General features: G+C 43.2%; 23 protein-coding genes. 21 read left to right on the top strand and 2 right to left on the bottom strand.

The genetic code is table 11. The features are described from left to right. The first annotated feature begins 16 nt into the window (after positions 1–16). The 12 genes from FC07_RS13085 to FC07_RS13030 all read left to right on the top strand — a co-directional run bounded on the left by FC07_RS13085 (position 17) and on the right by FC07_RS13030 (position 13,586). Positions 17–1,009: a D-2-hydroxyacid dehydrogenase gene (locus FC07_RS13085; protein ID WP_057905537.1), complete on the top strand. Its 993-nt coding sequence runs from the start codon at positions 17–19 to the stop codon at positions 1,007–1,009. 345 nt (positions 1,010–1,354) lie between these two features. After that, positions 1,355–2,089 (top strand): amino acid ABC transporter ATP-binding protein, encoded by a 735-nt coding sequence (locus tag FC07_RS13080; RefSeq protein ID WP_057905536.1) that lies wholly within the window; start codon positions 1,355–1,357, stop codon positions 2,087–2,089. Between the two features lie 14 nt (positions 2,090–2,103). Next, on the top strand, positions 2,104–2,931 hold the full coding sequence (locus FC07_RS13075) for a transporter substrate-binding domain-containing protein (protein WP_057905535.1): 828 nt from the start codon (positions 2,104–2,106) through the stop codon (positions 2,929–2,931). 2 nt (positions 2,932–2,933) lie between these two features. After that, positions 2,934–3,572: an amino acid ABC transporter permease gene (locus FC07_RS13070; RefSeq protein ID WP_057905534.1), complete on the top strand. Its 639-nt coding sequence runs from the start codon at positions 2,934–2,936 to the stop codon at positions 3,570–3,572. A 15-nt stretch (positions 3,573–3,587) separates the two neighbouring features. Then, a complete protein-coding gene (locus FC07_RS13065) occupies positions 3,588–4,244 on the top strand; it encodes an amino acid ABC transporter permease (RefSeq protein ID WP_057905533.1) in 657 nt (218 codons plus the stop codon). Between the two features lie 307 nt (positions 4,245–4,551). Then, positions 4,552–6,213: a KxYKxGKxW signal peptide domain-containing protein gene (locus tag FC07_RS13060; RefSeq protein WP_057905532.1), complete on the top strand. Its 1,662-nt coding sequence runs from the start codon at positions 4,552–4,554 to the stop codon at positions 6,211–6,213. Positions 6,214–6,503: 290 nt separating this feature from the next. Further along, positions 6,504–8,678 (top strand): DUF3329 domain-containing protein, encoded by a 2,175-nt coding sequence (locus FC07_RS13055; protein WP_057905531.1) that lies wholly within the window; start codon positions 6,504–6,506, stop codon positions 8,676–8,678. A 12-nt stretch (positions 8,679–8,690) separates the two neighbouring features. Further along, positions 8,691–9,488, top strand: a complete 798-nt coding sequence (locus FC07_RS13050) for an EAL domain-containing protein (RefSeq protein WP_057905530.1) — start codon at positions 8,691–8,693, stop codon at positions 9,486–9,488. Positions 9,489–9,502: 14 nt separating this feature from the next. Next, entirely contained in the window at positions 9,503–10,012 is a 510-nt protein-coding gene (locus FC07_RS13045) for a hypothetical protein (RefSeq protein ID WP_057905529.1), read from the top strand. Between the two features lie 3 nt (positions 10,013–10,015). Then, positions 10,016–11,332: a glycosyltransferase family 2 protein gene (locus FC07_RS13040; protein ID WP_057905528.1), complete on the top strand. Its 1,317-nt coding sequence runs from the start codon at positions 10,016–10,018 to the stop codon at positions 11,330–11,332. Between the two features lie 280 nt (positions 11,333–11,612). Continuing rightward, on the top strand, positions 11,613–12,362 hold the full coding sequence (gene aroD, locus FC07_RS13035) for a type I 3-dehydroquinate dehydratase (protein WP_057905527.1): 750 nt from the start codon (positions 11,613–11,615) through the stop codon (positions 12,360–12,362). A 51-nt stretch (positions 12,363–12,413) separates the two neighbouring features. Further along, complete coding sequence (locus FC07_RS13030; RefSeq protein ID WP_057905526.1) at positions 12,414–13,586, top strand: GGDEF domain-containing protein; 1,173 nt, start codon at positions 12,414–12,416, stop codon at positions 13,584–13,586. 67 nt (positions 13,587–13,653) lie between these two features. Here FC07_RS13030 and FC07_RS13025 read toward each other — a convergent pair whose 3' ends face one another. Next, on the bottom strand, positions 13,654–14,535 hold the full coding sequence (locus tag FC07_RS13025) for a LysR substrate-binding domain-containing protein (protein ID WP_057905525.1): 882 nt from the start codon (positions 14,533–14,535) through the stop codon (positions 13,654–13,656). Positions 14,536–14,693: 158 nt separating this feature from the next. On the opposite strand from FC07_RS13025, the gene FC07_RS13020 reads away from it, so the two are divergent. The 9 genes from FC07_RS13020 (at position 14,694) to FC07_RS12980 (ending at position 24,712) form a co-directional block, all read left to right on the top strand. Next, positions 14,694–15,527, top strand: a complete 834-nt coding sequence (locus FC07_RS13020) for a sugar phosphate isomerase/epimerase family protein (RefSeq protein WP_057905524.1) — start codon at positions 14,694–14,696, stop codon at positions 15,525–15,527. A 113-nt stretch (positions 15,528–15,640) separates the two neighbouring features. Next, on the top strand, positions 15,641–16,480 hold the full coding sequence (locus FC07_RS13015; protein WP_057905523.1) for an SDR family NAD(P)-dependent oxidoreductase: 840 nt from the start codon (positions 15,641–15,643) through the stop codon (positions 16,478–16,480). A gap of 112 nt (positions 16,481–16,592) precedes the next feature. After that, positions 16,593–17,471, top strand: a complete 879-nt coding sequence (locus FC07_RS13010) for a shikimate dehydrogenase (RefSeq protein WP_057905560.1) — start codon at positions 16,593–16,595, stop codon at positions 17,469–17,471. 27 nt (positions 17,472–17,498) lie between these two features. After that, on the top strand, positions 17,499–18,374 hold the full coding sequence (gene aroE / locus FC07_RS13005) for a shikimate dehydrogenase (RefSeq protein ID WP_057905522.1): 876 nt from the start codon (positions 17,499–17,501) through the stop codon (positions 18,372–18,374). A gap of 5 nt (positions 18,375–18,379) precedes the next feature. Beyond that, positions 18,380–19,591, top strand: a complete 1,212-nt coding sequence (locus FC07_RS13000; RefSeq protein WP_057905521.1) for an MFS transporter — start codon at positions 18,380–18,382, stop codon at positions 19,589–19,591. Between the two features lie 2 nt (positions 19,592–19,593). Beyond that, a complete protein-coding gene (locus tag FC07_RS12995; protein ID WP_235807521.1) occupies positions 19,594–20,814 on the top strand; it encodes an MFS transporter in 1,221 nt (406 codons plus the stop codon). A 340-nt stretch (positions 20,815–21,154) separates the two neighbouring features. Continuing rightward, positions 21,155–22,702, top strand: coding sequence for a UDP-N-acetylmuramoyl-L-alanyl-D-glutamate--2,6-diaminopimelate ligase (locus tag FC07_RS12990; RefSeq protein WP_057905520.1), 1,548 nt, complete (start codon positions 21,155–21,157; stop codon positions 22,700–22,702). A 1-nt stretch (position 22,703) separates the two neighbouring features. Continuing rightward, positions 22,704–23,972: a carboxylate--amine ligase gene (locus tag FC07_RS12985; protein WP_057905519.1), complete on the top strand. Its 1,269-nt coding sequence runs from the start codon at positions 22,704–22,706 to the stop codon at positions 23,970–23,972. A gap of 20 nt (positions 23,973–23,992) precedes the next feature. After that, on the top strand, positions 23,993–24,712 hold the full coding sequence (locus tag FC07_RS12980) for an aspartate/glutamate racemase family protein (RefSeq protein WP_057905518.1): 720 nt from the start codon (positions 23,993–23,995) through the stop codon (positions 24,710–24,712). Between the two features lie 135 nt (positions 24,713–24,847). Here the strand turns inward: FC07_RS12980 and FC07_RS12975 are convergent, their stop codons facing one another. Continuing rightward, positions 24,848–26,056 (bottom strand): SAM-dependent methyltransferase, encoded by a 1,209-nt coding sequence (locus FC07_RS12975; protein WP_057905517.1) that lies wholly within the window; start codon positions 26,054–26,056, stop codon positions 24,848–24,850. Positions 26,057–26,116 lie beyond the last annotated feature (60 nt).

Raw genomic sequence — 26,116 nt, 5'->3', positions numbered from 1 at the left:
AGGAAGAGGTAGAAAAATGAAAATTTTAATGTACAGTGTCCGTCCTGATGAAGAAGCGGCCATTAAGGCGTGGGCTGAACGCCATGAGGTTACCGTTGATATGAATCAGGAAGTCATGAGTTTAGCAACTGTAGATCTCGCGCAAGGCTATGATGGGGTGGTCATTGTCCAGCATGGCGTCATCGATAGCGACCAGGTTTACGCAAAGCTACATCAGTTTGGCATCAAACAATTAGGGTTACGCAGTGCCGGTTATGACGTAGTTGATTTAAAGGCAGCAGCTGCCAATGATTTGATCGTCACCAATGTACCAGCCTACTCACCACGGTCAGTGGCCGAATATTCGTTGGCACAACTCATGCGGTTGATCCGCAATTTAGAAATTGCAGATGAACGCGCCCAACAACAAGACTTCCGTTGGGGAGGTTTAGTGGGGCGTGAAATTCACGATCTCACCATCGGGATCATTGGGGCTGGCCGAATTGGAAGCACTGCCGCTAAGCTCTACAAAGCATTAGGGGCTACCGTGTTGGCTAACGATCCTGTACCACGTGCGGACCTGAAAGACATTGTCACTTATGTCGATAAAGCAACCATTTTAAAAGAATCCGATGTCATTGATCTACATCCTGATTTAAACCCTAGCTCAACGCACTTATTAGCCGCAGCTGATTTTAAATTGATGAAAAATAGTGCTTACTTGATCAACGCTTCTCGCGGACCAGTGGTGGACACGCCAGCTTTGATCACTGCTTTAAAACAACATGAGATCGCTGGTGCAGCGATTGATGCAGTTGAAGGCGAAGAAGTCATTAACAACTTTGATTTGCGGGATCAAACCATTGAAAGTCCTGAAATTAAAGCATTGATTGCCTTACCAAATGCAATTTATACGCCACATATCGCATTTTACACCACCGTTTCTGTGCAAAATATGGTTGATATTAGCCTTGATGATGCCTTCCATATCATCACCACCGGCAAAGCAGATCACCCGGTTCAGGCTTAGATGTGAGATAATCTACCGTCAAATGGTGTTGGCGGTGGGTTATTTTTTTTATTTGTAAAAAAAGTTTATAAATTTAGAGACAGCCGGTAAAGCGCGGTATTATCAAATTCTTAAATTAGAATGTTCTCATAAATGACCTGAAAAGACAGTGGGACAGCGCTTTAACGGTCCATTACCAGTTGCGTTTACATTAAAAATAAATTAAAATTAGAACTATCTTGATGGTCACTGATCATCATCTCATTTTGAAAAACTCGAAGCGTCAGCGGTTCTTCTAAAGGCGGACGTTGCCTTTAACAGGTTTTTAACTGCGACTTCGAGCTTTTATTTTGGAGGGAAACGTTTATGTCAATGATTGAATTCCATGATGTGGAAAAATATTATGGCGACTTCCATGCGCTTAAAAACATTAATTTGACAATTGATAAAGGCGAGGTCGTTGTCATCATTGGACCATCTGGTTCAGGTAAGAGTACGGTTTTACGCTCTATTAATGGGTTAAATACAATTTCTTCGGGGCAGTTGATTGTCAATAACCGTGACTTAGCCGATAAAAAAACCGATATGAATAAAATTCGGCGGGATGTTGGCATGGTGTTCCAGCACTTTAATTTATACGCCAACAAAACCGTGTTAGAAAATATTACTTTAGGCCCACAACTGGTTTTGAAACAAAGCAAAGCCCAAAGCCAAAAAGAAGCAATGGCGCTGCTTGAACAAGTCGGCTTAGCTGATAAGGCGCAATCTTACCCACGGATGTTATCCGGTGGTCAAAAGCAACGGGTGGCCATTGCTCGTAGCTTGGCCATGAAACCACAAGCCTTATTATTTGATGAACCAACTTCAGCGTTAGATCCCGAAATGATCGGTGATGTCTTAGACGTTATGAAGAAAGTCGCTGAAGACGGAATGACCATGGTGGTCGTCACCCATGAAATGGGCTTTGCCCGCGAAGTGGCGAACCGGTTGATCTTCATGGCTGATGGTGAAGTCTTAGAAGATTCTGATACCAAGTCCTTCTTTGAACATCCAAAAGAAGAACGGGCACGTCAATTCCTGAGCAAAATTATTAATCATTAATGGAGGTGAGGACAATGCGTAAGTTTGTCCGTCGATTATTACCCATCGCCTTCTTATTAAGTCTCGTTTTATTAATGAGTGGTTGTGGCCGTCAAAGTCTTGCCAAGCAAGACGTGCTGAAAGATGATCGACAATCAAATACGATAACTTGGGGTGTCAAAGCGGATACGCGATTGTTTGGGTTAATGAACGTTAAGACCGGTGTTATTCAAGGTTTCGATGTTGATATGGCAAAACACATTACCAAGCATATTTTAGGTAAAGATGGCAAAGCAAAATTTGTCCAAATTACCAGTAATACCCGGATCCCATTATTAAGAAATGGGAACATTGATGCCATTATTGCCACAATGACGATCTCGCCAGAACGGGCCAAGCAGGTTGATTTTTCAAAACCTTACTTTAATGCCGGTCAGGCGATCTTAGTCAATAAGAACAGTAAAATTAAGAGCATTTATGATTTGAATTATAAGGGCGCAAAGGTGTTAGCTGTCCAAGGCTCAACGTCTGCGTTAAACGTCCGTAAAGCAGCACCAAAAGCGTCTGTTTTGGAATTATCTGATTATGCCCAGGCCTTTACCGCCTTACAATCTGGTCAAGGCCAGGCGTTGACGACTGATAACGGGATCCTTTATGGGATGTCTTTGGAAAACCCACAATATCGTGTGGTTGGGGGCACCTTTACCAAAGAACCTTACGGGATCGCTGTTAACAAAGGCCAGGATAACATGACCAATGCGGTAAACAAAGCCGTTAAAGATATGAAGAAGTCCGGCGAGTATCAGAAGCTGCTGAATAAATGGTTTGGCAAAGTGCCAGGCTTTAATGAAGGGAGCAATTAGTCATGCTGAATATTTTGACGCAACATTGGTCAGATCTCTGGTCTGGCTTACTCTTCACGTTAGGTTCAAGTTTGGTGGCCTTGGTCGGCAGCTTGGTGATCGGAACGGTATTTGCTTTGTTGGAGATCAGTCCTTATAAAGCGCTCCGCGTAATCGGGAAAATTTATGTTGAAGTTTTCCGGAATATCCCGTTATTGGTCATTACCATGTTCTTTTACGTGGTCATTCCCATGTATATCGCCAAGGTCAATGGGTTCACTTCAGGGACAATTGGTTTAACGATCTATACGTCGGCGTTCATTGCTGAAACCGTGCGGGCTGGAATCGAAGCCGTTGATGAAGGCCAGATGGAAGCCGCACGCTCAAATGGGTTAAGCTACTTACAAGCGATGACCCACATTATCTTCCCGCAAGCCATTAAGATCACGATCCCACCATTGGGCAACCAGTTCATTAATTTGGTGAAGAACTCTTCTGTTTTAGCCTTTGTTGCTGGTTTTGATTTGATGTATCAAGGGAACTTGATCGTTTCAACAACATTTAACACAACGGATACATACATTGTCATTGGACTGTTGTATTTAGTTTTGACCTTACCGTTAAGCTACTTCATGCGGTATCTCGAAAAACGTTGGGCTTAGGAAGGGGGACTGGTTATGCAAAACTTTATTCACGCTTATTCATGGCTAAACATGCACTATCTCTTGCAAGGGTTAGGCGTGACGGTATTGGTTTCCGTCGTCTCCATTGTCTTTAGCTTTATCATTGGTGGTTGTTTAGGCCTATTACGTTATGTGAATATCAAATATTTATCACCGATTGTTGGGTTTGTCATCGACATTATTCGGAACTTACCATTGCTGTTGATCATCTTCTTTACCTATTTTGGGTTACCAAATCTTGGTTTGAAGCCAGATGTGATTCCAGCCACGATTTTAGCGATGACAGTGTTTGAATCTGCTATGGTCGCCGAAATCATTCGCAGTGGGATCGCAGCAGTTGATCCTGGCCAAATGGAAGGTGCCCGGTCAGTTGGGCTGTCTTACGCCCAAACGATGTGGCGCATCGTATTACCACAGGCCATCAAGAAAATGATCCCGCCATTGGTTAGCCAATTCGTTTCGTTGATCAAGGATACCTCACTGGCCACGATTATCATGTTGCCAGAATTGATGTATCACGCACAGATCATTTATGGTCAAAATACCAACTATGTCATTCCGATGTTTGTGATGTTGGCCATTTTGTACTTTATTGTTTGTTATGCATTATCACTATTGTCTCGTTTGTTAGATCGGCGGTTAAGTGCTTAATGCAGTTGAAGACTTGGAGTCTGCTGACTCTGAGCCTTTTTATTTTTGCTCTTTTAAGTGGTTAGCGTCGCGCACAATGATTGAAAATAGATCATTTAAAATGTGAAAATACGATTTTGTATTTTTATATTGAAATTGTTGGTTTGATCAGACTTTAATTGAAAGTATGCGGGTTAAAATTTGCGAATGTGTGAAAAGCGTGCTAAATTTTAGTGACGAACTGGTTCGAAATGCGCTATAATATAAAACAGTTAACATTAAAATTGGTGAATTGTAATCAAATTTTCGATTAGAAGGAGTTATCAGCATGGAAAGTCGTAACACAACATATCATCGACAAAATGAACAAAAACGCTTTAAACTTTATAAATCTGGCAGACGTTGGTTGGTTTCAGGGATGACCGTTTTAGGTCTTGGCGCTGTTGGGGTCTTGAAACAGGGCACTGACGCCCAAGCCGCGACTTGGAAAGCTCGTTCAGTTGATCAAATTAAAGCCGATATGAATCGTGAACAGACGGCAACCAAGCAGTCTTACACGGTTAAAGAAGGCGATACATATTCAACAATCGTTGAGAGTTTAAAGGAGATCGGGGTTAACCCATCCGTTGTCAAGCAAACAACAGATGAACATTTGTTGCAGATCGGCACCAAGATGGTGATGACCGGTACCAAAGATAACGCCCAAATTACTTGGGAAGCTGCAGATGGTCAAGTGATGACCAGCTATCATGTGACCACGACACCAAGTCAACAGACAACAGTGACTCAGACTGCTGGGACAGCAACACAATCTACTGCCGCCTCTAGTGCTACACCAACGAGTCAAGCAACCGATCAAGCTGCTGTTACAGCGGCGGCCAACGCTGCTTCTAGTGCTGCTGCCCAAAGCGCAGCCACATCAGCGGCCAATGCTTCATTAGCAGCTGCTAGTTCTGCTACAGCCGCCGCCAATGTTGCAGCGTCAAGTGCTGCTGCCCAAAGTACGGCGACTTCAATTGCCAATGCTTCTAGCGCTGCAGCGCAAAGTGCTGCTACTGCCGCTGCCAACGCTTCAGCTGCTTCCAGTGCTGCCGCACAATCAGCAGCAACGCTTGCGGCTAACTCGGCTGCTGCCCAGAGTACAGCGACTTCTGTTGCCAATGCCTCCAGCGCTGCTGCCCAAAGCACAGCCACGGCCGCAGCCAACGCGTCATTGGCTGCCTCCAGTGCGGCCACATCAGCGGCCAACGCTTCCGCAGCTCAAAGCTCAGCAACATCCGCCGCCAATGCCGCAGCTGCTCAGTCAGCCGCAGCTTCTAGTACAGCTGCCCAAAGCGCAGCCACTTCAACAGCGAATGCTTCATTGGCCGCTTCAAGTGCTGCAGCGCAAAGTGCTGCAACTTCAATGGCTAACGCTTCACTGGCCGCTTCAAGTGCTGCTGCTCAAAGCGCTGCTACTTCAGCCGCTAACGCTTCAGTTGCTGCTTCCAGTGCCGCTGCTCAGTCAGCCGCAACTTCAGCAGCCAATGCCGCTGCCGCACAATCAGCTGCCGCTTCAAGTGCTGCCGCTCAAAGCGCAGCGACCTCAGCTGCGAATGCTGCCGCTGCTCGTTCAGCTGCTGCTCAGTCTTCTTATGCCGCTTCTAGCGCTGCAGCTAAGTCTGCAGCGGCTGCTTCAACAGCTGCTGCCTCAAGTGCTGCTAGCACGACGACAACAAGCACCTCAACAGCATCTAGTGGCTCTGTTTATAGCCAATTTATTGCTGCCGGTGGGACAGCCCAATTGTGGTCTGCCATTGTGATGCCAGAATCTGGTGGTAATCCGAATGCCGTTTCACCAAACGGTTATCACGGTTTAGGCCAAACCAAAGAATCATGGGGCTACGGTTCTGTTGCCACGCAAACAGCTGGTTTAGTAAACTATGCTGTTTCGCGCTACGGCAGTATCTCTGCAGCAATTGCTTTCCGTCAAGCTAACGGTTGGTGGTAAGCTAAAGGCATCCTGTTTGGTTTGCATTGTGCTTATTAGAAAAGTCTCTGAATATCGTTTGAATTCAGAGGCTTTTTTGTGTTAGCATGATTTGCTGCAGAAAGGAAATAAGTTGCGAAAAAGCTTTGTAGATCACAGGATAGCGGCATCGGGTTAGTTCGGATCCAATTGACAGTCAGATCAACCAAGTTGAAAAAGGTGTTTCTATGAAATCACCTAGAATAGGTGTATACCACTGGTAAAATCTGTTATACTGGACCTTGAAAAATCAATGAAATGGGCATTAGAGTATGCGTAAAAAAGGCTATCAAACATTACGGATTTTAGGATTTGTGGCAGTTTTGGGTGTGGTTTACCTTTTATTTAAGCAACTTAATGATTATACAGGCTATTCAGCTGATGATTATCTCTATCATTTCTTTTTTACAGGGGAATGGCCAGCCCGGCACCTACGAGGAATCCATAATTTATTTGATTTAATACAATCAATTCAAAATCATACGCGAATCAACAATGGTCGTTTTGTGGCCCATACTGGGGTGCAGTTGTTTATGCAGTGGCCAAAAAGCGTCTATAACATTGCCAATAGTATCGTTTTTTTGTTAGTCGGTATTTTAATTAACCTACATTTATTTGGCCGTCTGTCACGCCTACGTGTGGGTTATTTGATGTTGACGTTTATGCTGATGTGGGTCTGTTTGCCAGATTATGGCACGTCAATTTTATGGTTGTCTGGCGGCTTTAATTATTTGTGGGTGGCGCTAATTTATCTCAGTTTTCTATTGCCGTATCGGTTTAATTATCAGGCACAACATCCGCGGATCATGTTTGTTGGGATGCTCTTACTGGGCTTTCTAGCAGGCGGTACGAATGAAAACACCGCACCATTAACGTTATTTATTGCATTAGGATTCACGATATGTGATTGGAAACAGGGACAACTGGCTTGGAAATGGGCTGGGGGTATTGCTGGTGCTGAAAGTTGGATTGTTTTAGTGATTTCTGGCTCACAACAAGTGGCGAAGCGTGGTTCACAGTTTCAAATTCAAAAATTACTAACGGCAACTTGGCAATATTCAGGTTTGTTATTATTGTTAGTTCTTGGAGTGGCGTTTTATCTTTATTGGCAACACCATGGCTATGGTCGTGCCTTTACTTGGCGAGACCAGCGGCTTTATTTGGCAGGTTGTTTGTATGGGGTCGGGGCAATACTAGGGATTATATCGTTGATCGTATCGCCTCAGATTCTATCCCGGGTATTTTTTGGGCCTAGCCTGTATTTGATCACGGCATTACTGTTATTGCTCGCAGATTATGCACGGCTAAGACGACAGGCATGGCTACCGACTCTTATCCCATATATTGTGGCTGCTGTACTGGCTTTCATGAGCATTCCAACATATGTGGCCGCTGTCAATTCTAATTTCCAATCTTATCAATATTGGCGCACTGGGGATGTCCGTTGTCGTCAAGCCAAGCAGGCTGGTCAAACGAGTGCATCAGTGCCTGGACAACCGCCAGTTTTTAATGATCACAACATGTATTTAAGTTCAACGTATGTGGCGGGTGGTCAACCCGATAAACAGTGGTTTAATGTTTGGATGGCACGCTATTATGGTCTTAAAACAGTTCGATTAAATAATCGTGTTTCTTTGGTAAAAGTAACGCACGATTCAGTTGCTTGGCAAGTCACACAAAGATTGAATCGGTTTTATCGTGCCGTTACACATCAAACAACAGCCGTGCAAGCAGCCGAAATGCGTACCGCTTATTTACGATATGTGGATCAAATGGGTAAACAGGTTGGTCAGGAACCAATCAGTGGGAACGTAGGAAGCACATTTGATATTCAACATGCCAGTGTTTCAGGGTATCGAACAGCAACTAATAATCCGAAAACTTATACATTTACAGCTGCGACCAGCCAAACGCTGACCATTCATGTTATCCGAGCACCGCAAATGCGCACGGCTACTTTACTGTATCAAGTACGCGGTACCCATCAGCAAGTGGGCAGCGAGGCTATTAGCGGTCTGACTGGTTCAACCTTTAATATTCGTCATGCAGGTGTTACTGGTTATACCACGACTGAAAAAGCGCCGCAAACCTACCGCTTTACCAGTCAAATGAAACAAAATGTAGTCATTCCAGTGACACCAACGTTACAAGGCACCACCATTACATACCTCAATGGTAAGCGAAAAGTTTTACAGGATTTTGTGCACACACGGACTGGTCAACAACTGACATTAACGGCACCACTCGGTTATCAACTGGCAAAGGGACAAGCACATTCGTTAACCATGCCTGCAAAAGGGTTACCTCATTTAACAGTACAAGTGCGCCATCTAAGCTTTTGGCCACGCTTAAGGGCCTTGCCGCATTTGCCAATTCTCGTCTTAGGGTTGCTGTTATTTATTGTGTGCGATCAGGGTTTGGCTTATTATCAGTCAAAACATCAGTAAAGAGGGGAAAAGATGTTATTAGATGATCTTAAAATTTTATTATTCTGGTTAACCATCTTACTCTTGATTTCAAGTGCGGTGATTATTGGTATTTATTTTTATCATTCACGTCAGCGTTCCAATAATTATTTAGGTAAAAAAGAGTTAGAATTACGTTATTTTATTCAAAAACAGGTTGATCACACAGGGGCATTAATCGGCTATGAATGCTTATTGCGCCAGCACCAACCCGACGGTTCATGGCAGTTGCCCAAACAACTGGATACCTTGCCATTACAGCGTGTGATTTTTTTGTTGGAATCGACTTTTAAGTCATTGCCGACAGAACCGATTCAGTTATCGATCAATTTAAGTTATGAACAAATTATTAGCCCTGAATTTGATTATTTTGTGCGTTGGGCAATCTCGAAGATTACACCGATGAAATTGGCAGTAGAGCTGAATGTGTTGCCAAATGAACATTATGCCCATAAAAGATATTTTCTAAATTGTATTCAGCGTGGCCAAGCTTATGGCATGCTATTTGAAATTGATCATGTTGGGGCTGACAATGCGGATTTAAGTAGTATTGAGTGGATGATGCCAGTCATCAACACATTGAAGTGCTCAATGCGCAGTTTTCGTAAAAAGAATCGAACTGAATGGTTGGATCTTAATTTGCAATTTTGGCATCGATTTGCATTGGAAAAGCATATTGATTTGGTGTTAACCGGGATTGAAAATGATGAAGATGAAGCCTTAGCTGAACAGCTACATATTAATTTACGCCAAGGTTATCGCTTTGGTCGCCCAGTTAATCCGTTGCAGTAAAGGAAGTGTGAATAATGGTGCAAGAAAAAGGTAAATATTCACAACAATTGTATACCGATGATTATTTTGCCGAGGGGCATTTAGGACTGAAGGTATGGCAAACCTTGATGGCGTTATTAGGCTGGCTGTGTGTATTCATACCAATTGCAATCACAGTAATCAGCTATATTGGTGTGCGTTTTGGTTGGGTGCAGCCACTTTGGCGCTATCGCGAGGGCATCTATGAAATTCAGTTTATTGGTGTAGTATTGTTATTTTTGGCTGCCGTTGCATTGATTTTTACCGTCTCCATGACGATTATTCAAGTCCGCAAGCGAGATCGCTTAGTGGAACAATGGCCAACATTTGATCCGATTCGCCAAAAGGCGCGGGAAACAGAATTGGATCAATTTATGAATCAACGCTTTGGCAGCCCTGAATTTCGGCAGAATTGCCGCAATTACCAAGTAGAAGCCAATCAAAATTTAGATACGAATCAAATTCATGAATTATTTGAAAAACAGCATCTGGATAGTATGAGGTAAGTGATGATTGATCATATTTTTGAAAATACACCGTTCCATACCATTACAACAATTGCATTACTCATTTTGTGCCTCTATCCGATTATGGGGGCTTTTTTCTGGTTTTTTGGTGCGCTGTCCTATCGTTGGTTGCGACCAAATCATGAGGACAATAAATGGACCCAATTATCGCCTGAAAAGCAGCCGTTGGTGACGATTATGATTCCAGCGCACAATGAGGAAGTGATGATTGAATCCACCATCACTTATTTGTTCAATGAGCTAAACTATGCCAATTATGAAATCCTCGTGATGAACGATGGTTCCACGGATCGAACTGGAGAAATTATTCAACGTTTAGAGCAGCAATATCCTCGGTTACGCATGATTGAAATCGTTAAAAATAAGGGAAAAGCGCATGCTTTTAATATTGGGATGTATTTTGCCAAGGGGGAATATATTCTCAGCAATGACGCAGATACTATTCCTGAACCAGATGCGCTGATGAAATATATGAACTATTTTATTCATGATCGTGATATGAATACCAGTGCTGTAACGGCTAATATGGATGTGCAAAATCGAACGAAGTTAATTTGTAAATCACAAACAGTGGAGTTTTCCAGTATTGTTGGGGTTATCAAGCGCAGCCAAGCAGCGGTGAATGATTCGATGTATGCTTATTCTGGTGCAAATACGATGTATCGTAAGTCGTTTTTAATCGATGTTGGTGGTTTTCGGCAAAATCGAGCAACTGAAGATATTAGTATTGCCTGGGACCATCAAATGATTGGTGCGGTGCCGCGATTTGCACCAAATATTGTCTTTCATATGAATGTACCTGAGACCATTGGTGATCTTTATAAGCAGCGTAAACGTTGGGCCCAGGGTGGGACCGAGGTGTGGTTGACTAATATCAAGAAATTCTTACGACATCCGATTGCGCATCGCTACCAGATGTCTATGTTTGTGGATTCCACATTATCAATTGTCTGGTCGTTTTTCTTTATTCTGACCACAATTATTTTTGCGACCACATTGTTATACTTTGCAATGACTGGTAATTGGGAACGATTTACCCATGCCATTGAAATGTCCTTTGTTTTTGTCACGTTTGAAATTTTTGCAGGTTTTTTCCAATTATTAGCGGCACTGATTTTAGATCACCATGCAGCTAAGTTGAAGTATCTGATATTTGCACCGCTTTACATGTTATTTTTTTGGATGGTGAATCCGATTACCATTGCAGCGACGTTTATACCAGCATTAAAAACAATTTTAGGTTATGGTTCGGGTACTTGGGTGAGTCCGAAGCGCCAAGCGATGTTAAAAAAGAAGTAGGCCTTTTAAGAAGGCCTATTTTGATCTATTCTTCAGATAAACATCACGCTTTGGTCATATTTGCCAGCTAAACTGAACAAGTTGTTATCGGCTATACCAATTTAAAATGCGATAGCTGCCACTGCTAGGTTGCTAAGGGGATTTTCAAATCAGTTAGCATTAAAAAGTGGTGAGATTATTTAAGTAAGGTATAAAGGTGAACCAATTAGCGATTGTGACTTGAACTGTAATCGCTTTTTCAGATAAAATGAGAATTAGGTAATAAAACGAGGTGAACCATTTGGAGAAAAGCGTAAAAATTGGCAACGTGTGTTTAGGCCAAGGCCAACCTAAAAGTTGTGTGCCATTGATTGGCACGGATTTGTCTGAACTGTTGGTGGCAGCCGAGCAGGTGGTTGTTGCCAAACCTGACTTAGTGGAGTGGCGAATCGATTATTTAAAAGACTGCACGTTTACCACCTTACAAACTGATTTTGCAGCGTTACGGTTAGCATTAGCAGATTTACCAATGCTGGTGACGTTACGCACGCAGGCTGAAGGTGGTGAACTGGCACTGACAGCAGCGGCTTATCAGCAGTTGCTGGTTCAAATTTGTCAGGCTGGTTTAGCGGATGCGTTAGATGTGGAGTTTAACCGTGGCTCACAAGTGGTACAAGCTATTTTAATCGCGGCCCAAGCACAGGGTATCCCGGTGATTTTAAGCCAGCACGATTTTCAAGCCACTGCCCCTTTAAACGTTTTAACGCAGCAATTGCAAGTGATGGGGGAGACAAGTGCAGCTGTCGTGAAAATGGCCGTTATGCCGCACCAGCCGCAAGATGTATTGACGTTAATGCAAGCGACGCTCCAAGCTGATCAGCAACTGACGCAACCGCTGATTACGATGGCTATGGGTGATTTAGGCCGTATCAGCCGGTTAAGCGGTACTTTAACGGGCTCAACGTTGAGTTTTGCAACGGTAAGCGGCGCTTCAGCACCGGGCCAGTTGGATCTGGCAACGTTAAAAATGGGCTTAACAGCGTTGGCATAACAGGCCACAGGTTACAGAAAACGAATTGACGGAAGAGAAGGAAGCGGTAAGGTGCTTGATTGGGAAATTCGGATTGTAACCTTTATTACAAATACACTGGTTTTGATTGGTTATGCCATGCTGTTTAACTGGTTACAAGCGGCAAAATTTCATCGTCCCAGACAGAAAAAATTGAGAATGGTTTATTTAATTGGCATTACAGTAGCGTTTTTGTTGCTATTTCATGTGGCATCTATACTGAGTATGCGTCAAGCAGGGAATAAAGCGGGGTTTGGGTGGACTTATATTAATTTTCAAATCAGTACCGTGATGTTTGCCTTACTGAAGGCACGCAGTTGGAAAACGTTTAATTGTTTGGCGTTACTTATGATCATTTGGTTTTGGTGGTTACCGGATGTATCGAACTGGCTACCGCTTTATGTTGTCAGTCTGGCACTCATGCTGGTTGCGAAGCAATTTGGTGCGCAAATCGTTAAACAACCGCTGTATTATTTTCCCTTTAGTTTGGTATTTGCATTACCGATTTTTACCATGAATGCCATTTCTTTAGGGGGCATCAATGTCGGTTGGCTTTGGCAGCTCGGCACTTGTTTGGTGATCAATGTGATTTTATGGATGGTTCAGTATTTTGAGCTTCGTTATACCAAAACGCAAGCTAAATTACGCCAAGAAGCCCGGCGCGATGATTTAACCGGCTTGTACAATTTTCGGGTATTTAACGAAGACCTCCAAACTGCTTATCAAAACTTTCATACGGATCCTAAGCGTGGTTATGCCCTTTACACATTAGACATCGATCATTTTAAGCAGATCAACGACCAATACGGCCATTTAGTCGGGAATGATGTGTTGCAACAGGTCGCTCAAACGTTAAAACAGCTGATGACTAATTTGGAATATGCATCGAAAACTTACCGAACAGGTGGCGAAGAATTCAGTTTTTTGCTACTGGATGCGGCAGCTAATTTTGAACGGGCGATTGAGATCTCAAAACGGGTACATGATGCGCTAGGCGCGTTGCGCTTTACCACTGATGAAGGTGAGACCTTTCAGATCACCGTGTCATTGGGACAAGATCGGTCGATTTTAGATGATAAAAATTATCTGGATATTTATAATCGTGCGGATAAGTATTTATATGATTCTAAGCAGTCACGGAATGCCATTACAGTGCGTGGGGTGATTTTTGACTTTACCCAGCAGCATCGCGTGACGCTAAAGTAAAAAGAGAACAGGCACTCACTCAGTTTTGTGAGTTTACCTGTTCTTTTTGGTGACTAGTAAGTTAACGTTAAGCCTGGGCCTGTACAAAATCAATAAAGGCCTGAGCAGAAGGATTTTGGTAATGCTGCTTTAAAGTCACCATGTATAGCAAACGGTGCCATTTTGGGAATGTCAGGGGGATGATCTTCACCGGCATGCCCTTTAGACTATCCATCGCAGGTAAAACGGCAATTCCAAAGTTGTTGGCCACCATCCCTGCAACCGCTTGGTCTTCTTCAATGGCATAAGCACTTTGTGGTTGATGACCGATCTCTGCAAATAAGTGGTGAATAATCGGATATAAACCACTGCGTGGCGAAAAAGTGATTTGCGGATAAGGCAGGGTCTCATTTAAGTTGAGGCTCTTTTTTTTCGCCAAAGGATGGTCCAGCGGTGTGATCACTACGAGATCTTGTTCAGCAATGGGGGTGTATTGAATATCAGGGGCATCATCAACTTTTGAACAAAACGCCACATCATAATTTTCCTGGCGGAGACTTTCCACAATATCAGGCGACATCCCGGTGTCATTTGAAAATTTAAACTGGCTGGCGGTTTCGGGATGGCTTGTAAGAAAATGTTGGACCATTTGGGGCAACCAGCGGGAGCTTAGCGTCCGTAAGGCTGCGACACGAATTAAACTGGTGGTTTCCTGGGTGGCTTGTAAAGCTGCCACGCTGTGGTCAAGTTGCATTAAGACTTGATCAATATCTTTGGCAAATTGATGGCCCGGATCTGTTAATTGGACGCGGCGACCCTTTTTTGCAAATAATTTCACTTGAACTTCTTTTTCAAGTGAATGAATGGCGTTACTGAGACTAGGCTGTGTAATATTTAACAGGTTTGCGGCCTGAGTATAGTTTTCGGTTTTGGCAAGTACCGAAAAATAACGTAGGTGGTACAAGTTCATTGTGTGAACCCCTTTCTAAACCGGCTTCCAGCCTAATTATAGCCTATCACTATAGATTAGTCGATTAGAATCAATTAGACGCTCTTATGAGAACCGCTTACAATGAACTTGTAAAATGATTCATGTGAAAAACAAGACAAATCATAGGAGGGTTTATTATGTCACAATCTCATCCAATCACAGTTAGTTCTTGGACCTTAGGCGATCAATGTACATTTGAAGAACGGTGCAAAGCCGCACACGAAGCTGGGTACGAAGGTATTGGGCTCCGCGCCGAAACTTACGTGGATGCGTTAAACGAAGGTTTAACAGATCAGGACATTTTAGCTGTTTTAGATAAATATCAAATTAAATGTACCGAAGTTGAATACATTGTGCAATGGTGTGAAGCCAAGCGGACTTATGAACAAAAATATAAGGAACAAACTTGCTTCCATATGTGCGATCTCTTCGGCGTTGAACACATTAATGTTGGGTTAATGGAATCTTACGACGTTGACTATACGACTAAGAAGTTACAAGAACTTTGCAGTCGCGCTGGTGATAAGATCATTGCGTTGGAACCAATGCCATATAGTGGTTTGCCAAACTTGGACAAAACTTGGAAAGTCTTAAAGGCCGCTAACTGCAAGAACGCTAAGATGTTGTTAGATACTTGGCACTGGGTTCGCGCCAACCAATCTTACGATATTTTGACGAAAGAACAAGCCAAAGAAGTGATTTCAATCCAAATCGATGATGCTTATGCCCGTCCTTATGCTGATTCAATCTTACGTGATGAATCCATGCATGATCGTTTGGCACCAGGCACTGGGAAGGCAGATACGGTTGCCTTCTTAAAGATGGTGAAGGATGCTGGTGCTGATCCTAAGGTCATCGGGGTAGAAGTGATCTCAGATGCTTACTTGGCTAAAGGTGTGAAGTATGTGGCTGATTATACGTTTGAAAATACGGCCAAAGTGTTAAAAGAAGCTTGGCCAGAAATGCTTTAATAGATAGTTTTTATGAATAGATAAATTTTATCTATGAATTAATTTTTAAGGATAATGATCATTATCCTGGTTGAATATCACATGAATAAACTTTTAGAAGGGGTTTTAATATCATGAGCGAACAATGGTTAGGATTAGCAGGTAAAGTAGTTGTTGTCACAGGTGCTGTTGGTGGCATGGGCACAAAATTCACTGAAGAATTTGCCAAACAAGGGGCCAACTTGGCATTAGTTGATTTATTAGAAGAAAAGACCCAAGCACGGGCCGCTGAATTAAAGCAACAATATGGTGTGGATACATTAGCCGTTAAGTGTAACACCACAAATGAAGCAGAAGTTGACGCTGCCGTTAAAGCAGTTGTTGATCATTTTGGCCGCGTTGACGTTTTAGTCAACACCGCCGCCATTTTACGCTTCTCACCACTAGAAGACTTACGGTTAGACGAATGGAACATGGCCTTGAATGTTAACTTAACAGGATACTTCTTAATGTCACAACGTTTTGGGAAGGCAATGATCAAGCAACATAAAGGCACAATCGTCAATATTTCAACGATTGCATCACGCTTCCCAGAAACTTACAGTGGTGCTTACAGTACCACCAAGGCTGGCGTCAACATGTTATCACGCCAAATCGCCGCTGAATGGGGCCAATTCGGTGTTCGGAGTAACTGTGTCCTCCCATGCTTGGTTAAAACACCATTATCAGCTGACTTCTACTCAGATCCAGCCGTTGAACAAGGTCGGAAAGCTTTAACCGCCAGCAAGCGGATCGGGAACTTAGACGACATTGCCAACACAGTGCTTTACTTAGCCAGTGATCGTTCTGATTACACTAATGGTGGCGAAGTCACAGTTGAAGGTGGCTTCGGCATTATGATGGGGGACCAAATTCCTAAGCCAGGTGGCCGTCGCGAATACGCCATCGAACATCATCAACCTGCTAAGAAATAGCAAGTTGCCTGAAAGATTGAAAATTAAATCATTTAAAAATTAGAGCTAAGCACTAGCTCTAATTTTTGCAGTTGATTGTGATAAATTGCACTTGAGAAAGGATCTTTTAATGATGGAAAAAAGAATTGCTGGAACCACAGGTCTCTTTTGTTTACTAGGTTCGCCAGTCGGGCATTCTGGCTCACCGGCGATGTATAACTTCAGTTTTCAAAATCAAGGCTTAGATTATGCTTACATGGCCTTTGATGTGAAAAAAGAAGGTATGACAGATGCCATCAAAGCTATTAAGCTCATGAACATTCGCGGGGGTAACTTCACCATGCCCCTGAAGAACATTGCTGCCACCTTAGTTGATGAACTATCACCAGCTGCCAAAGTAGTTGGTGCGGTTAACGTTTTCGTGAATCAAGATGGCAAAATCACCGGTCACATTACCGATGGCATTGGCTTTGTTCGCAATTTAAAGGAAAACGGCGTTGACATTAAAGGCAAGAAGTTAGTCGTCATTGGTGCCGGCGGTGCTGCCACAGCCTTACAGGTCCAAGCAGCTTTAGATGGGGCGCAAGCCTTAAGCATTTTCAACCAAGATGATGAATTTTATGCGCGGGCTGAGGAAACAGCTCAGAAGTTAGCCACAGCAGCGCCAGATGTGACCGTTCACGTTTATCCATTAGCGGATCAGGCAAAGCTAAAAGCTGAAATCGCCGACGCTGATATTTTAGTCAACGCCACAGTGATCGGCATGAAGCCTTATGATGATCAATCCTTAGTTGATCCAAGCTTCTTGCGTGCTGACCTGGTGGTCGCCGATACAGTCTACAACCCATTGAAGACCAAGTTGATCTTAGATGCTGAAAAAGTTGGTTGTAAAGTGGCACCTGGTAAAGGAATGTTATTATGGCAAGGCGCTGCCGCTTACGAATTATTCGTTGGCAAGCAAATGCCAGTTGCTGAATACCAAGCCTATGAAGCAGCACAAGCAAATAAGTAACAATCAGAGATAAAAAAGGTGATATAAATGGAAGAACGAATTGATGGACATACAGTCATGTTGGGCTTATTTGGGTCTCCGGTAGGTCATTCCGGCTCCCCAGCCATGTATAATCATAGTTTTGCAGCCAAAGGCATTAATGATGCTTACCTGGCTTTTGACATTCAGGAAAATGACATGGCGCAAGCTTTAAAAACCATGCGGTTATTCAACATGCGTGGTGCGAATGTCACCATGCCTTGTAAAACAGCAGCAGCCGAATTAGTTGATAAATTGTCACCGGAAGCCAAGCTGATCGGTGCTGTTAATACGATCGTCAACGATGATGGTGTGTTAACCGGCTACAATACGGATGGTCAAGGCTATGTCAAAAACTTAAAAGCCAATGGGATTGATGTCAAGGATAAAGTGATTACGATTATTGGTGCTGGCGGTGCAGGGACTGCGATTGCGGTTCAGACAGCGTTAGACGGTGCTAAGCAGATCAACATTTTCAATCCCAAAGACCCATTCTTTGCCAATGCGGAAAAAACAGCTGAAAAGATCATGACTGAAGTGCCAGCCTGCAAAGTCACTGTAAATGATGTCAATGACCAAGCCATGCTATACGCCTTGATCAAAGCAAGCGACATTGTCGGAAATGCAACGAAAGTTGGGATGGCACCACATACAGATGGTACCGTTGTTGCAGATCCTAGCGTTTTCCATGAAGGGTTAGTGGTAACGGACACCGTTTATAACCCAATTGAAACGCGTTTCTTACGTGAAGCAAAGGTCCATGGTGCTAAAACCATCGGTGGTCGTGGCATGTTGCTATGGCAAGGAGCAGCTGCCTTTAAGCTTTACTCTGGTGAAGATATGCCATTAAAAGAAGTTGAACAGATCATTTTTGGTAAGGGGTAGTCAATATGGAAAATTCAAAGAAATTTTGGCCCACCGCCTTTGCACTGTACTTCTCTTATGCGATCTTAGGGATTGCTTCTTCAATTTTAAGCCAATACAAAAGTCAGTTTGCCACAGCTTGGGGTGCTAAAACTTTAAGCTCTGGTGCGGTTGATGTGAGTATGGTGGTTTCAGTTGTCGCTGCCTTTGGCTTAGGACGCTTAGTGGCGTATCCCTTTGCTGGCCCAGTTTCTGATAAACTAGGTCGTCGGGTCAGTGGCCTAATTGGCATTATTTTATATGCGGTGTTCTTCTTCGGCATTGTTTTTTCAAAGAACTTTTGGATGGCTTATGCCTTTGGTGTTTTAAACGGGATCGCCAATTCTTTCTTAGATACTTGTGTCTCACCAAGTTTAATGGAAATGTTCCCGAAGTCCGCCTCCATCGCAAATTTATTTACGAAGTTTTCTATTGTTATTGCGCAGTTCTTATTGCCATTCTTTATCGGTTTGGTGGCTGGCGCAAAACTCAGTTATAAAACGATCTTTATTATTTGTGGGATCTTATTATTAGTTGATGCTGCACTGGTCTTGTTCTTACCATTTCCAAATACGGAAAAATCAGTTGATGATCAAGTTTCAGCCGCTAAAGCGCCAAAACAAAAATTGCATTTTACCAGTGGTTCGATTGCTGCAATTCTAATTGGTTTTACCAGTTCAACTACTTTTATGCTCTGGTTAAACTGTAATCAAGAATTAGGGACGAGTTATGGGATTAAAGATCCTAGTACATTGCAGTCTTTCTATGCTGCTGGCGCTGCCGTTGCCGTATTAGCGACGGCACAGTTAATGCGAATGGGCTTAAAGAATACCAGTATTTTAATTTTGTATCCAAGTATTTCAATCGTTATGTTAGCATTATGTTATTTCATTCAAGCACCATTTATTCTTTACATTGGGAGTTTTGTGATCGGTTACGCGGCAGCCGGTGGTGTTTTACAATTGGCAACGGCCACAACCATCAACTTCTTCCCATTCAATAAAGGGTTAGCGACTTCGATGTGTATGTTTGCCTCAAGTATTGCCAATTACGCGATGTTATCGTTGGCTGCGCACATTACAGGTGCTTCAAGTAGTAACGCACCACGTTTGATTATCTTGTTAAATATTGTCGTCACTGTGATCGGGGTTATTTTAGCCGTGATCGTACGACAAAATAAAACGCAAAGGACGGATTGATAATGATGGCCTCTGACAAAGTTCCTGGTGAAAACACAAAGGGCCGGCGTGCTTACACGACTGTAGCATCCGGTATCTATCTTGCTTATGTGATGTTGGGGATGGCAACCATTGTTGTTTCCCAGTATAGTGCTAACTTTCAAAAGTTATGGCATACAAATGTTGCAGGTGTTTCGACGGTAATTGCGATGGTTGGTTTAGGTCGATTAGCGACAATTTTGTTTGCCGGTCCAATTTCAGATCGTTTTGGACGGAAACCGACGCTGCTGATCGGCTTGGTATCGATGATTATTTTCCTATTAGGATTGGCATTTAGTCGTAGTGTGTTAATGGCATCAGTGTTTGCTTTGTTCTTAGGTTTTACCAATTCGTTTTCCGATGCGGGAAGCTATCCGGCTTTGTCGGATGCTTTTCCGGACAATACCGCTAGCATGAACGCGTTAAATAAGGCGGCTATGTCACTGGCCCAATTCGGATTACCATTCTTAGTTGTTTTATTACCAACAGCGCGGCCAATGTTGATTATGATGGCCATTGTTGTGGCTTTAAATTGTTTACTGGTTAGCCGTAGTCGCTTTGCACCGCAAAATCGACCTGATCAAAAGGCGCAATCGGAGACACAAGCTGTTAGTCATCACACGCAGCCACGAATGGCCGTTGATGGTTTGGCGTTGATTTTATTAGGTTTTACGATTTCGTTTACCTTCTACATTTTTATGCAGTATGCACCTAACTTTGGGGCAACAGTCTTGCACGTTCCAGCAGTGACTGCCAAAAGCTTAATTTCATGGTATGCCATTTCCTCTTTGATTTCAGTTTTCTTAACGACGATCATTGTAACGCGGGTCAAATTACTGCCTTTGATCTTCACTTATGTTGTGATTTCTGTGGCTGCTTTAATCGCGATGGTCACTGCACCAACTTTATTGGTGGCACGGATCGCCAGCATTTTAATTGGTTTCTTCGCTGCCGGTGGGATCTGGCAGTTAGGTTTAACTGTTTTAACGCAATACTTCCCACAGGAAAAAGGGCGGGTAACTGGTTATTATAGTTTTTCGACTTCGTTAACCTACTTTGTTGGACCATTTGTTTCCAGTTTCATTATTAATGAAACGGCTATCAGTGTGATTCGAGTGTTCCAAATCGATGTGGTGGTAACTGTTATTGGCGCCGTGTTGTTACTGATTTTATGGCAACGTAATCGTCGCTATCACTTTATTTAATCAAAAGGCTGAATCGCATTTGTGGTTCAGCTTTTTGATTGCACAAAATCTATATTTGGCAATAAGCATTATATTGCTTATTTTTCGTTATATTTTAATTTTAAGCAGTATACTGCTTATTTTTGCAATAGCTTGTTGCGCAAGCAAGATTTATCAAACAACCACTCTTTGTGAATTCCTTAAGCATGTGGTAAGGACTGCCGGGCTAGTGGGAATATGCTATAATGAAGGCTGGATTGTAACCGGACTGTCATAAAGTTACCGGTGCGTTTGAATTTAGAGATAACGGCGTTTGCAGGACTTTTTGCAAGCGCCACTTGCGACGAAAGGAAGTTGAATGATGCAGTTACAATTGGGCGAAATTTCTGCACTCTTAACGGAACATCATTTATTAAAAAAACAGCCAGTGATCACCGCAGCACTACAAGCAATTGTTGGTGTGGCTTATGATTCGCGTAAAAGTACAGCTGGCTCGCTGTTTTTTTGTAAAGGCAATTACAAGCCAGCCTATTTAACCGCGGCTCGGGAAAATGGTGCGGTGGCGTATATGGCTGAACGTGAATTGGCAGAAGGTGACGGTATGGCGGCGTTTATTGTCACCAATATTCAAAAGGCCATGTCCTTGATCAGTGCGGCATTTTACGGGTTTCCGCAAAATCAATTATTTATCATTGCTTACACAGGTACGAAAGGTAAAACCACCTCGAGCTACTTTACCCATGATATTTTAAAGACTGCGACTGCTAACAAAACCGCGCTATTTTCAACCATTGATCGGATCGTTGGTCCGAAGCCGGAACAAGAATTCAAGTCGCATTTAACCACACCGGAGTCGTTGGACTTATTCCACGATATGCGTGAAGCGGTGGATTCCGGGATGACGCATTTGGTGATGGAGGTCTCCTCACAGGCTTATTTGAAAAACCGAGTTTATGGCTTGCATTTTGATGTTGGGGTTTTCTTGAACATCACCCCAGACCATGTAGGGGCCAATGAACACCCTAATTTTGAAAACTACTTGCATTGCAAGTTGCAATTGTTGGCCAATGCGAACGTTTGTGTGATCAATGCGGAAACCGACCGCCTGTTGCAGGTTTATCAGGCGGCTGAAGCCACCACAGATCCGGAAAATATCTACTTATTTGCGCATCAAGATTTCCAGCCGCAAGTGGCAGTGCCAACCATTGATTTCCGGTATAAAAGCGACCAAGCCAATTTAACGCACAGTCAGTTTGAAGTGTACCCCGTCACGGCTAAGGCGCAACAAATCGATCATGCAGGCACCTACAAATTAAGCTTGCCAGGGACCTTTAACGAAAGTAATGCGGTTGCTGCAATCATCACCAGCGGGCTAGCTGGTGCATCAACAGCAGCAGCGCAAACCCAGTTGGCCCAAGCCTATGTGCCCGGCCGCATGGAATCCTTGAAAACTGAAAATCATGGCATGATCTATGCGGACTATGCCCATAATTATGCCAGTTTAAAGGCGTTACTCAAGTTTTTGGAAAGCCAACAAGCCACTGATAAAGTTATTGTCGTGGTGGGCAGTACCGGGAATAAAGGGGTCTCTCGGCGCGAAGGCTTTGCTAAAGCATTGAATGAATATGCGGATGTGGCGATTTTAACCGCTGACGATCCGGGCTTTGAGGATCCTAAGGCGATTGCAGATCAGATCAATGCTAAAATCGACCACAACAAAGTGGCGGTGACCATTGAAATTGACCGGCCGAAAGCCATTGCATTGGCCATTCAGCAAAGTACCAACCGCGACATTGTGGTGTTAGCCGGTAAAGGCGACGACGCTTATCAAAAAATTAATGGTGTGGATACCCCGTACCCAACGGATATGGTGGTTGCAAAAGAAATTGTGAGAGGGTTGCAAAAATAACATGACGCAAGAAGCAGATTTTATTCCAGTTTTATTAGGCAGTGATATTAACGTTTATGGGATGGCACGTTCATTTTATGAGGCGTACGGCATTAAGTCGAAGGCGTTTGCCAGCGTTCAGTTCGCACCTACCAAATACAGTAAATTAGTCGATGTTGAAACGTTCCCTGGTTTTAATGATGACCCAGGCTTCATGACTAACATGCAGGAAATCGCTAAGCGCTATGCAAACAGCACGAAACCTGTGTTGTTAATTGCTTGTGGGGACGGCTATGTTGAATTAGTGTCCAAGCATAAGGCTGAATTAAGTGAAACCTTTGTGGTACCGTACACTGATTATGACATGGTCGAAAAACTGATCAGTAAAGAAGCCTTCTATGAAATGGCAGATAAGTACGATTTGCCACATCCCGCCACGAAAATCATTACGCGGGCGGCTTATCAGGCAGGGGTTGCTCAAATAGAAGTGCCATTTGAATTCCCAGTAGCCTTAAAGCCTTCCAATGCCGTTGAATGGTTGGAAATTCATTTTGAGGGTCGGAAAAAGGCGTTTACGATTAAAGATCGGGCTGAATTTGACGACATTGTGAGCAAAATTTACGATAACGGCTACACCTCTGATGTGATCTTACAGGACTTTATTCCTGGAGATGATTCCAACATGCGGACATTAAACTGCTATGTGGATCAATACCATCACGTGAAAATGATGTGCTTAGGTCATCCATTACTGGAAGACCCAACCCCAGCTGATATTGGGAATTATGTGGCGATTTTGCCAGAATATAACCAAGATCTGTATGACATTATTCAACGTTTCTTGGAAACCATTCAATTTACCGGTTTCTGTAACTTTGATATGAAATTTGACCGCCGGGATGGTCAATTCAAGCTGTTTGAAATCAACTTGCGCCAAGGCCGGAGTAGCTTCTTTGTCACGCTAAATGGTTACAATTTGGCGACTTATCCAGTAGCGGACTATATTACCAAAACGTTAAAAGATACCCCAACGGTCTATGGGAACAAAGATCCAAAGACCCACAAATTATGGCTAGGTGTTCCAACCAAAGTCTTTAAAGAATATGCCCGGGATAATGACGATAAAAAGCGGGCGCTGGACTTGCTAGCCGCTAAGCAATATGGTACAACGGTGTTTTATAAAGGCGATCGGAACATTAAGCGGTTCGTATTAATGCATTATGCGTTCTACTTATATAATGGTCGCTTTAAGCAGTACTTCAAGGCCAACAAAGGAGCCGGCTTGAAGTAGTTAGAAGGGAGCTTCGCCGGATGAAACAGTTTTTCTCGATTTTAGGTGGTATGGGAACGTCGGCCACTGAAAGTTTTATTCGCATTTTAAATCAGCGCACACCGGCCAATAATGACCAAGAATATTTAAACTATATTTTGGTGAATCACGCCAGTGTCCCTGATCGAACGGCCTATATTTTAGACCACCAGCAGCAAAACTTTTTGCCAGAACTACTCGATGATGTGCGCCAACAAAATTTGCTAAAGCCTGATTTTATGGTGATGGTGTGCAATACAGCTCACTATTTTTATGATGAACTGGCTGCCGCCAGTGATGTACCATTTTTGAATATGCCGGTGGAAACGGTCAAGGAGATCCAGACAAAATTTCCACAAGCCAAACGGATCGGTGTGGCTGCGACGCGGGGCACCATTGGCAGCGGGATTTATCAAAAAGTGATCCAAGATGCTGGTTTAACAGAAATCGTGCCGGCACCAGCGATTCAGGACGACATTGATGAATTGATCTATCATCAGATCAAAGAAGAACGTGGCAAAGTCGACCCAGCTTTGTATCATGGCATTTTACAAAAAATGCTGACGGAACAAAATGTTGATGTGATTATTTTAGGCTGTACCGAATTATCGTTAGCCCAAGAATTGGCGCCAACGGACCAATTCCCACTCGCCGATGCGCAATCGATTATTGCCGATCGCACCTTAGCATTAGCCGCAAAATTACAACATAAACCTTATTAATCAATAGCATCCCGATGGTGGGGTGCTATTTTTATGGGCGGTCGTTTGTGTTGATATTGTGCAATCGCCACTCGAAGCAGCTTTCAGCACAAAAAAATACCAACCGCATTTGCAGTTGGTAGCTTATCAAAAGTATTATTTTTCAGTTTCAGCCTTGATTTCTTTGGCGTAAATGTAATCGCGGGTCATTGGCAAAACCTTACCAGAAGGCCCTTTGGAAATTAAGAACTGGATCACGTCGATATTACCTGATTCAAAGGAAGCGGCACAAGCTTGTAGGTATAAGTCCCACATGCGGGTGAAGCGCGTGCCTTCCATTTTTTCAATTTTAGCGCGCTTGGCGTTGAAGTTTTGGTCCCAAATTTCAAGGGTGTGTTGGTAATGACGCCGCAATGGTTCCATATCAGTGATCTGTAAGTCGGCGGCAATAATGTGATCGATATTTTCACTGAGACCTGGAATATAGCCACCAGGGAAAATGTATTTATTGATCCAAGCGTTTAACGCGCCACCTTGTTGCCGCGTAATGCCGTGGATCAAGGCGGTGCCATCTGGTTTCAAATACTTGGCAACTGTCTTGAAGTATAAGGCGAGGTTTTCTTTCCCAACGTGTTCAAACATCCCAACGGAAACCACGTAATCAAAGGCGGCATGCTTTAATTCCCGGTAGTCGGTTAATTGGACGTCCGCCACATCGCTAAGGCCTTGTTCCTCGATTTGGTGTTGAACATAATCATATTGTTCTTGGCTTAAAGTGATCCCAGTCACTTTCAAACCGTATTCTTTGGCTGCTGTCAGCATTAAAGTGCCCCAGCCACAGCCAATATCTAATAAAGTGTTACCAGCTTGTGGGTCTAATTTATTGAGAATATGCCGTACTTTATTCATTTGCGCTTGTTCAAGCGTATCTTGTGGGGATTGGAAATAAGCACAAGAGTAAGTCATGGTTGAATCAAGCCAGAGTTGGTAAAAGTCGTTCCCAACATCATAATGGCTTTGAACGTCATCTTTACTCTTTTTTTCAGAATGAGATTGTTTTGGCAGGAACCGAATATATTTCGAATTACGCATAAAGCTATCGGCACTTTCGTAAGCGGACATTAAGAGCCGTTGAATGGCATCTGCGCCGCCTTCGATATCGATCTTGCCGTCCATGTAGCCTTCTCCTAATGAGAGAGAAGCATTGTTCAAGATCTCTTTAACCGGGATCATGTCGTGGAAGGTAATGGTAACTTCTGGTTCGCCGTCTCCATAAACTTCGCTCTTGCCATCCCAGAAATTGATTTTAACGGGAAAGTTAAACGAGTGACTAAATAACGTCTTATAAAATGTCTTTTCAAGCATAGTGCGCGCCTTCCTTTTCTTTAAACTATATCGACTATCTATTATACGCCTTTTTCAGAA

It is taken from the genome of Loigolactobacillus bifermentans DSM 20003, assembly GCF_001434575.1.
GTDB lineage: Bacteria > Bacillota > Bacilli > Lactobacillales > Lactobacillaceae > Loigolactobacillus > Loigolactobacillus bifermentans.
The sequence above is the reverse complement of the archived record's forward strand: the minus strand, read 5'-3'. Positions and strand labels throughout refer to the sequence as shown.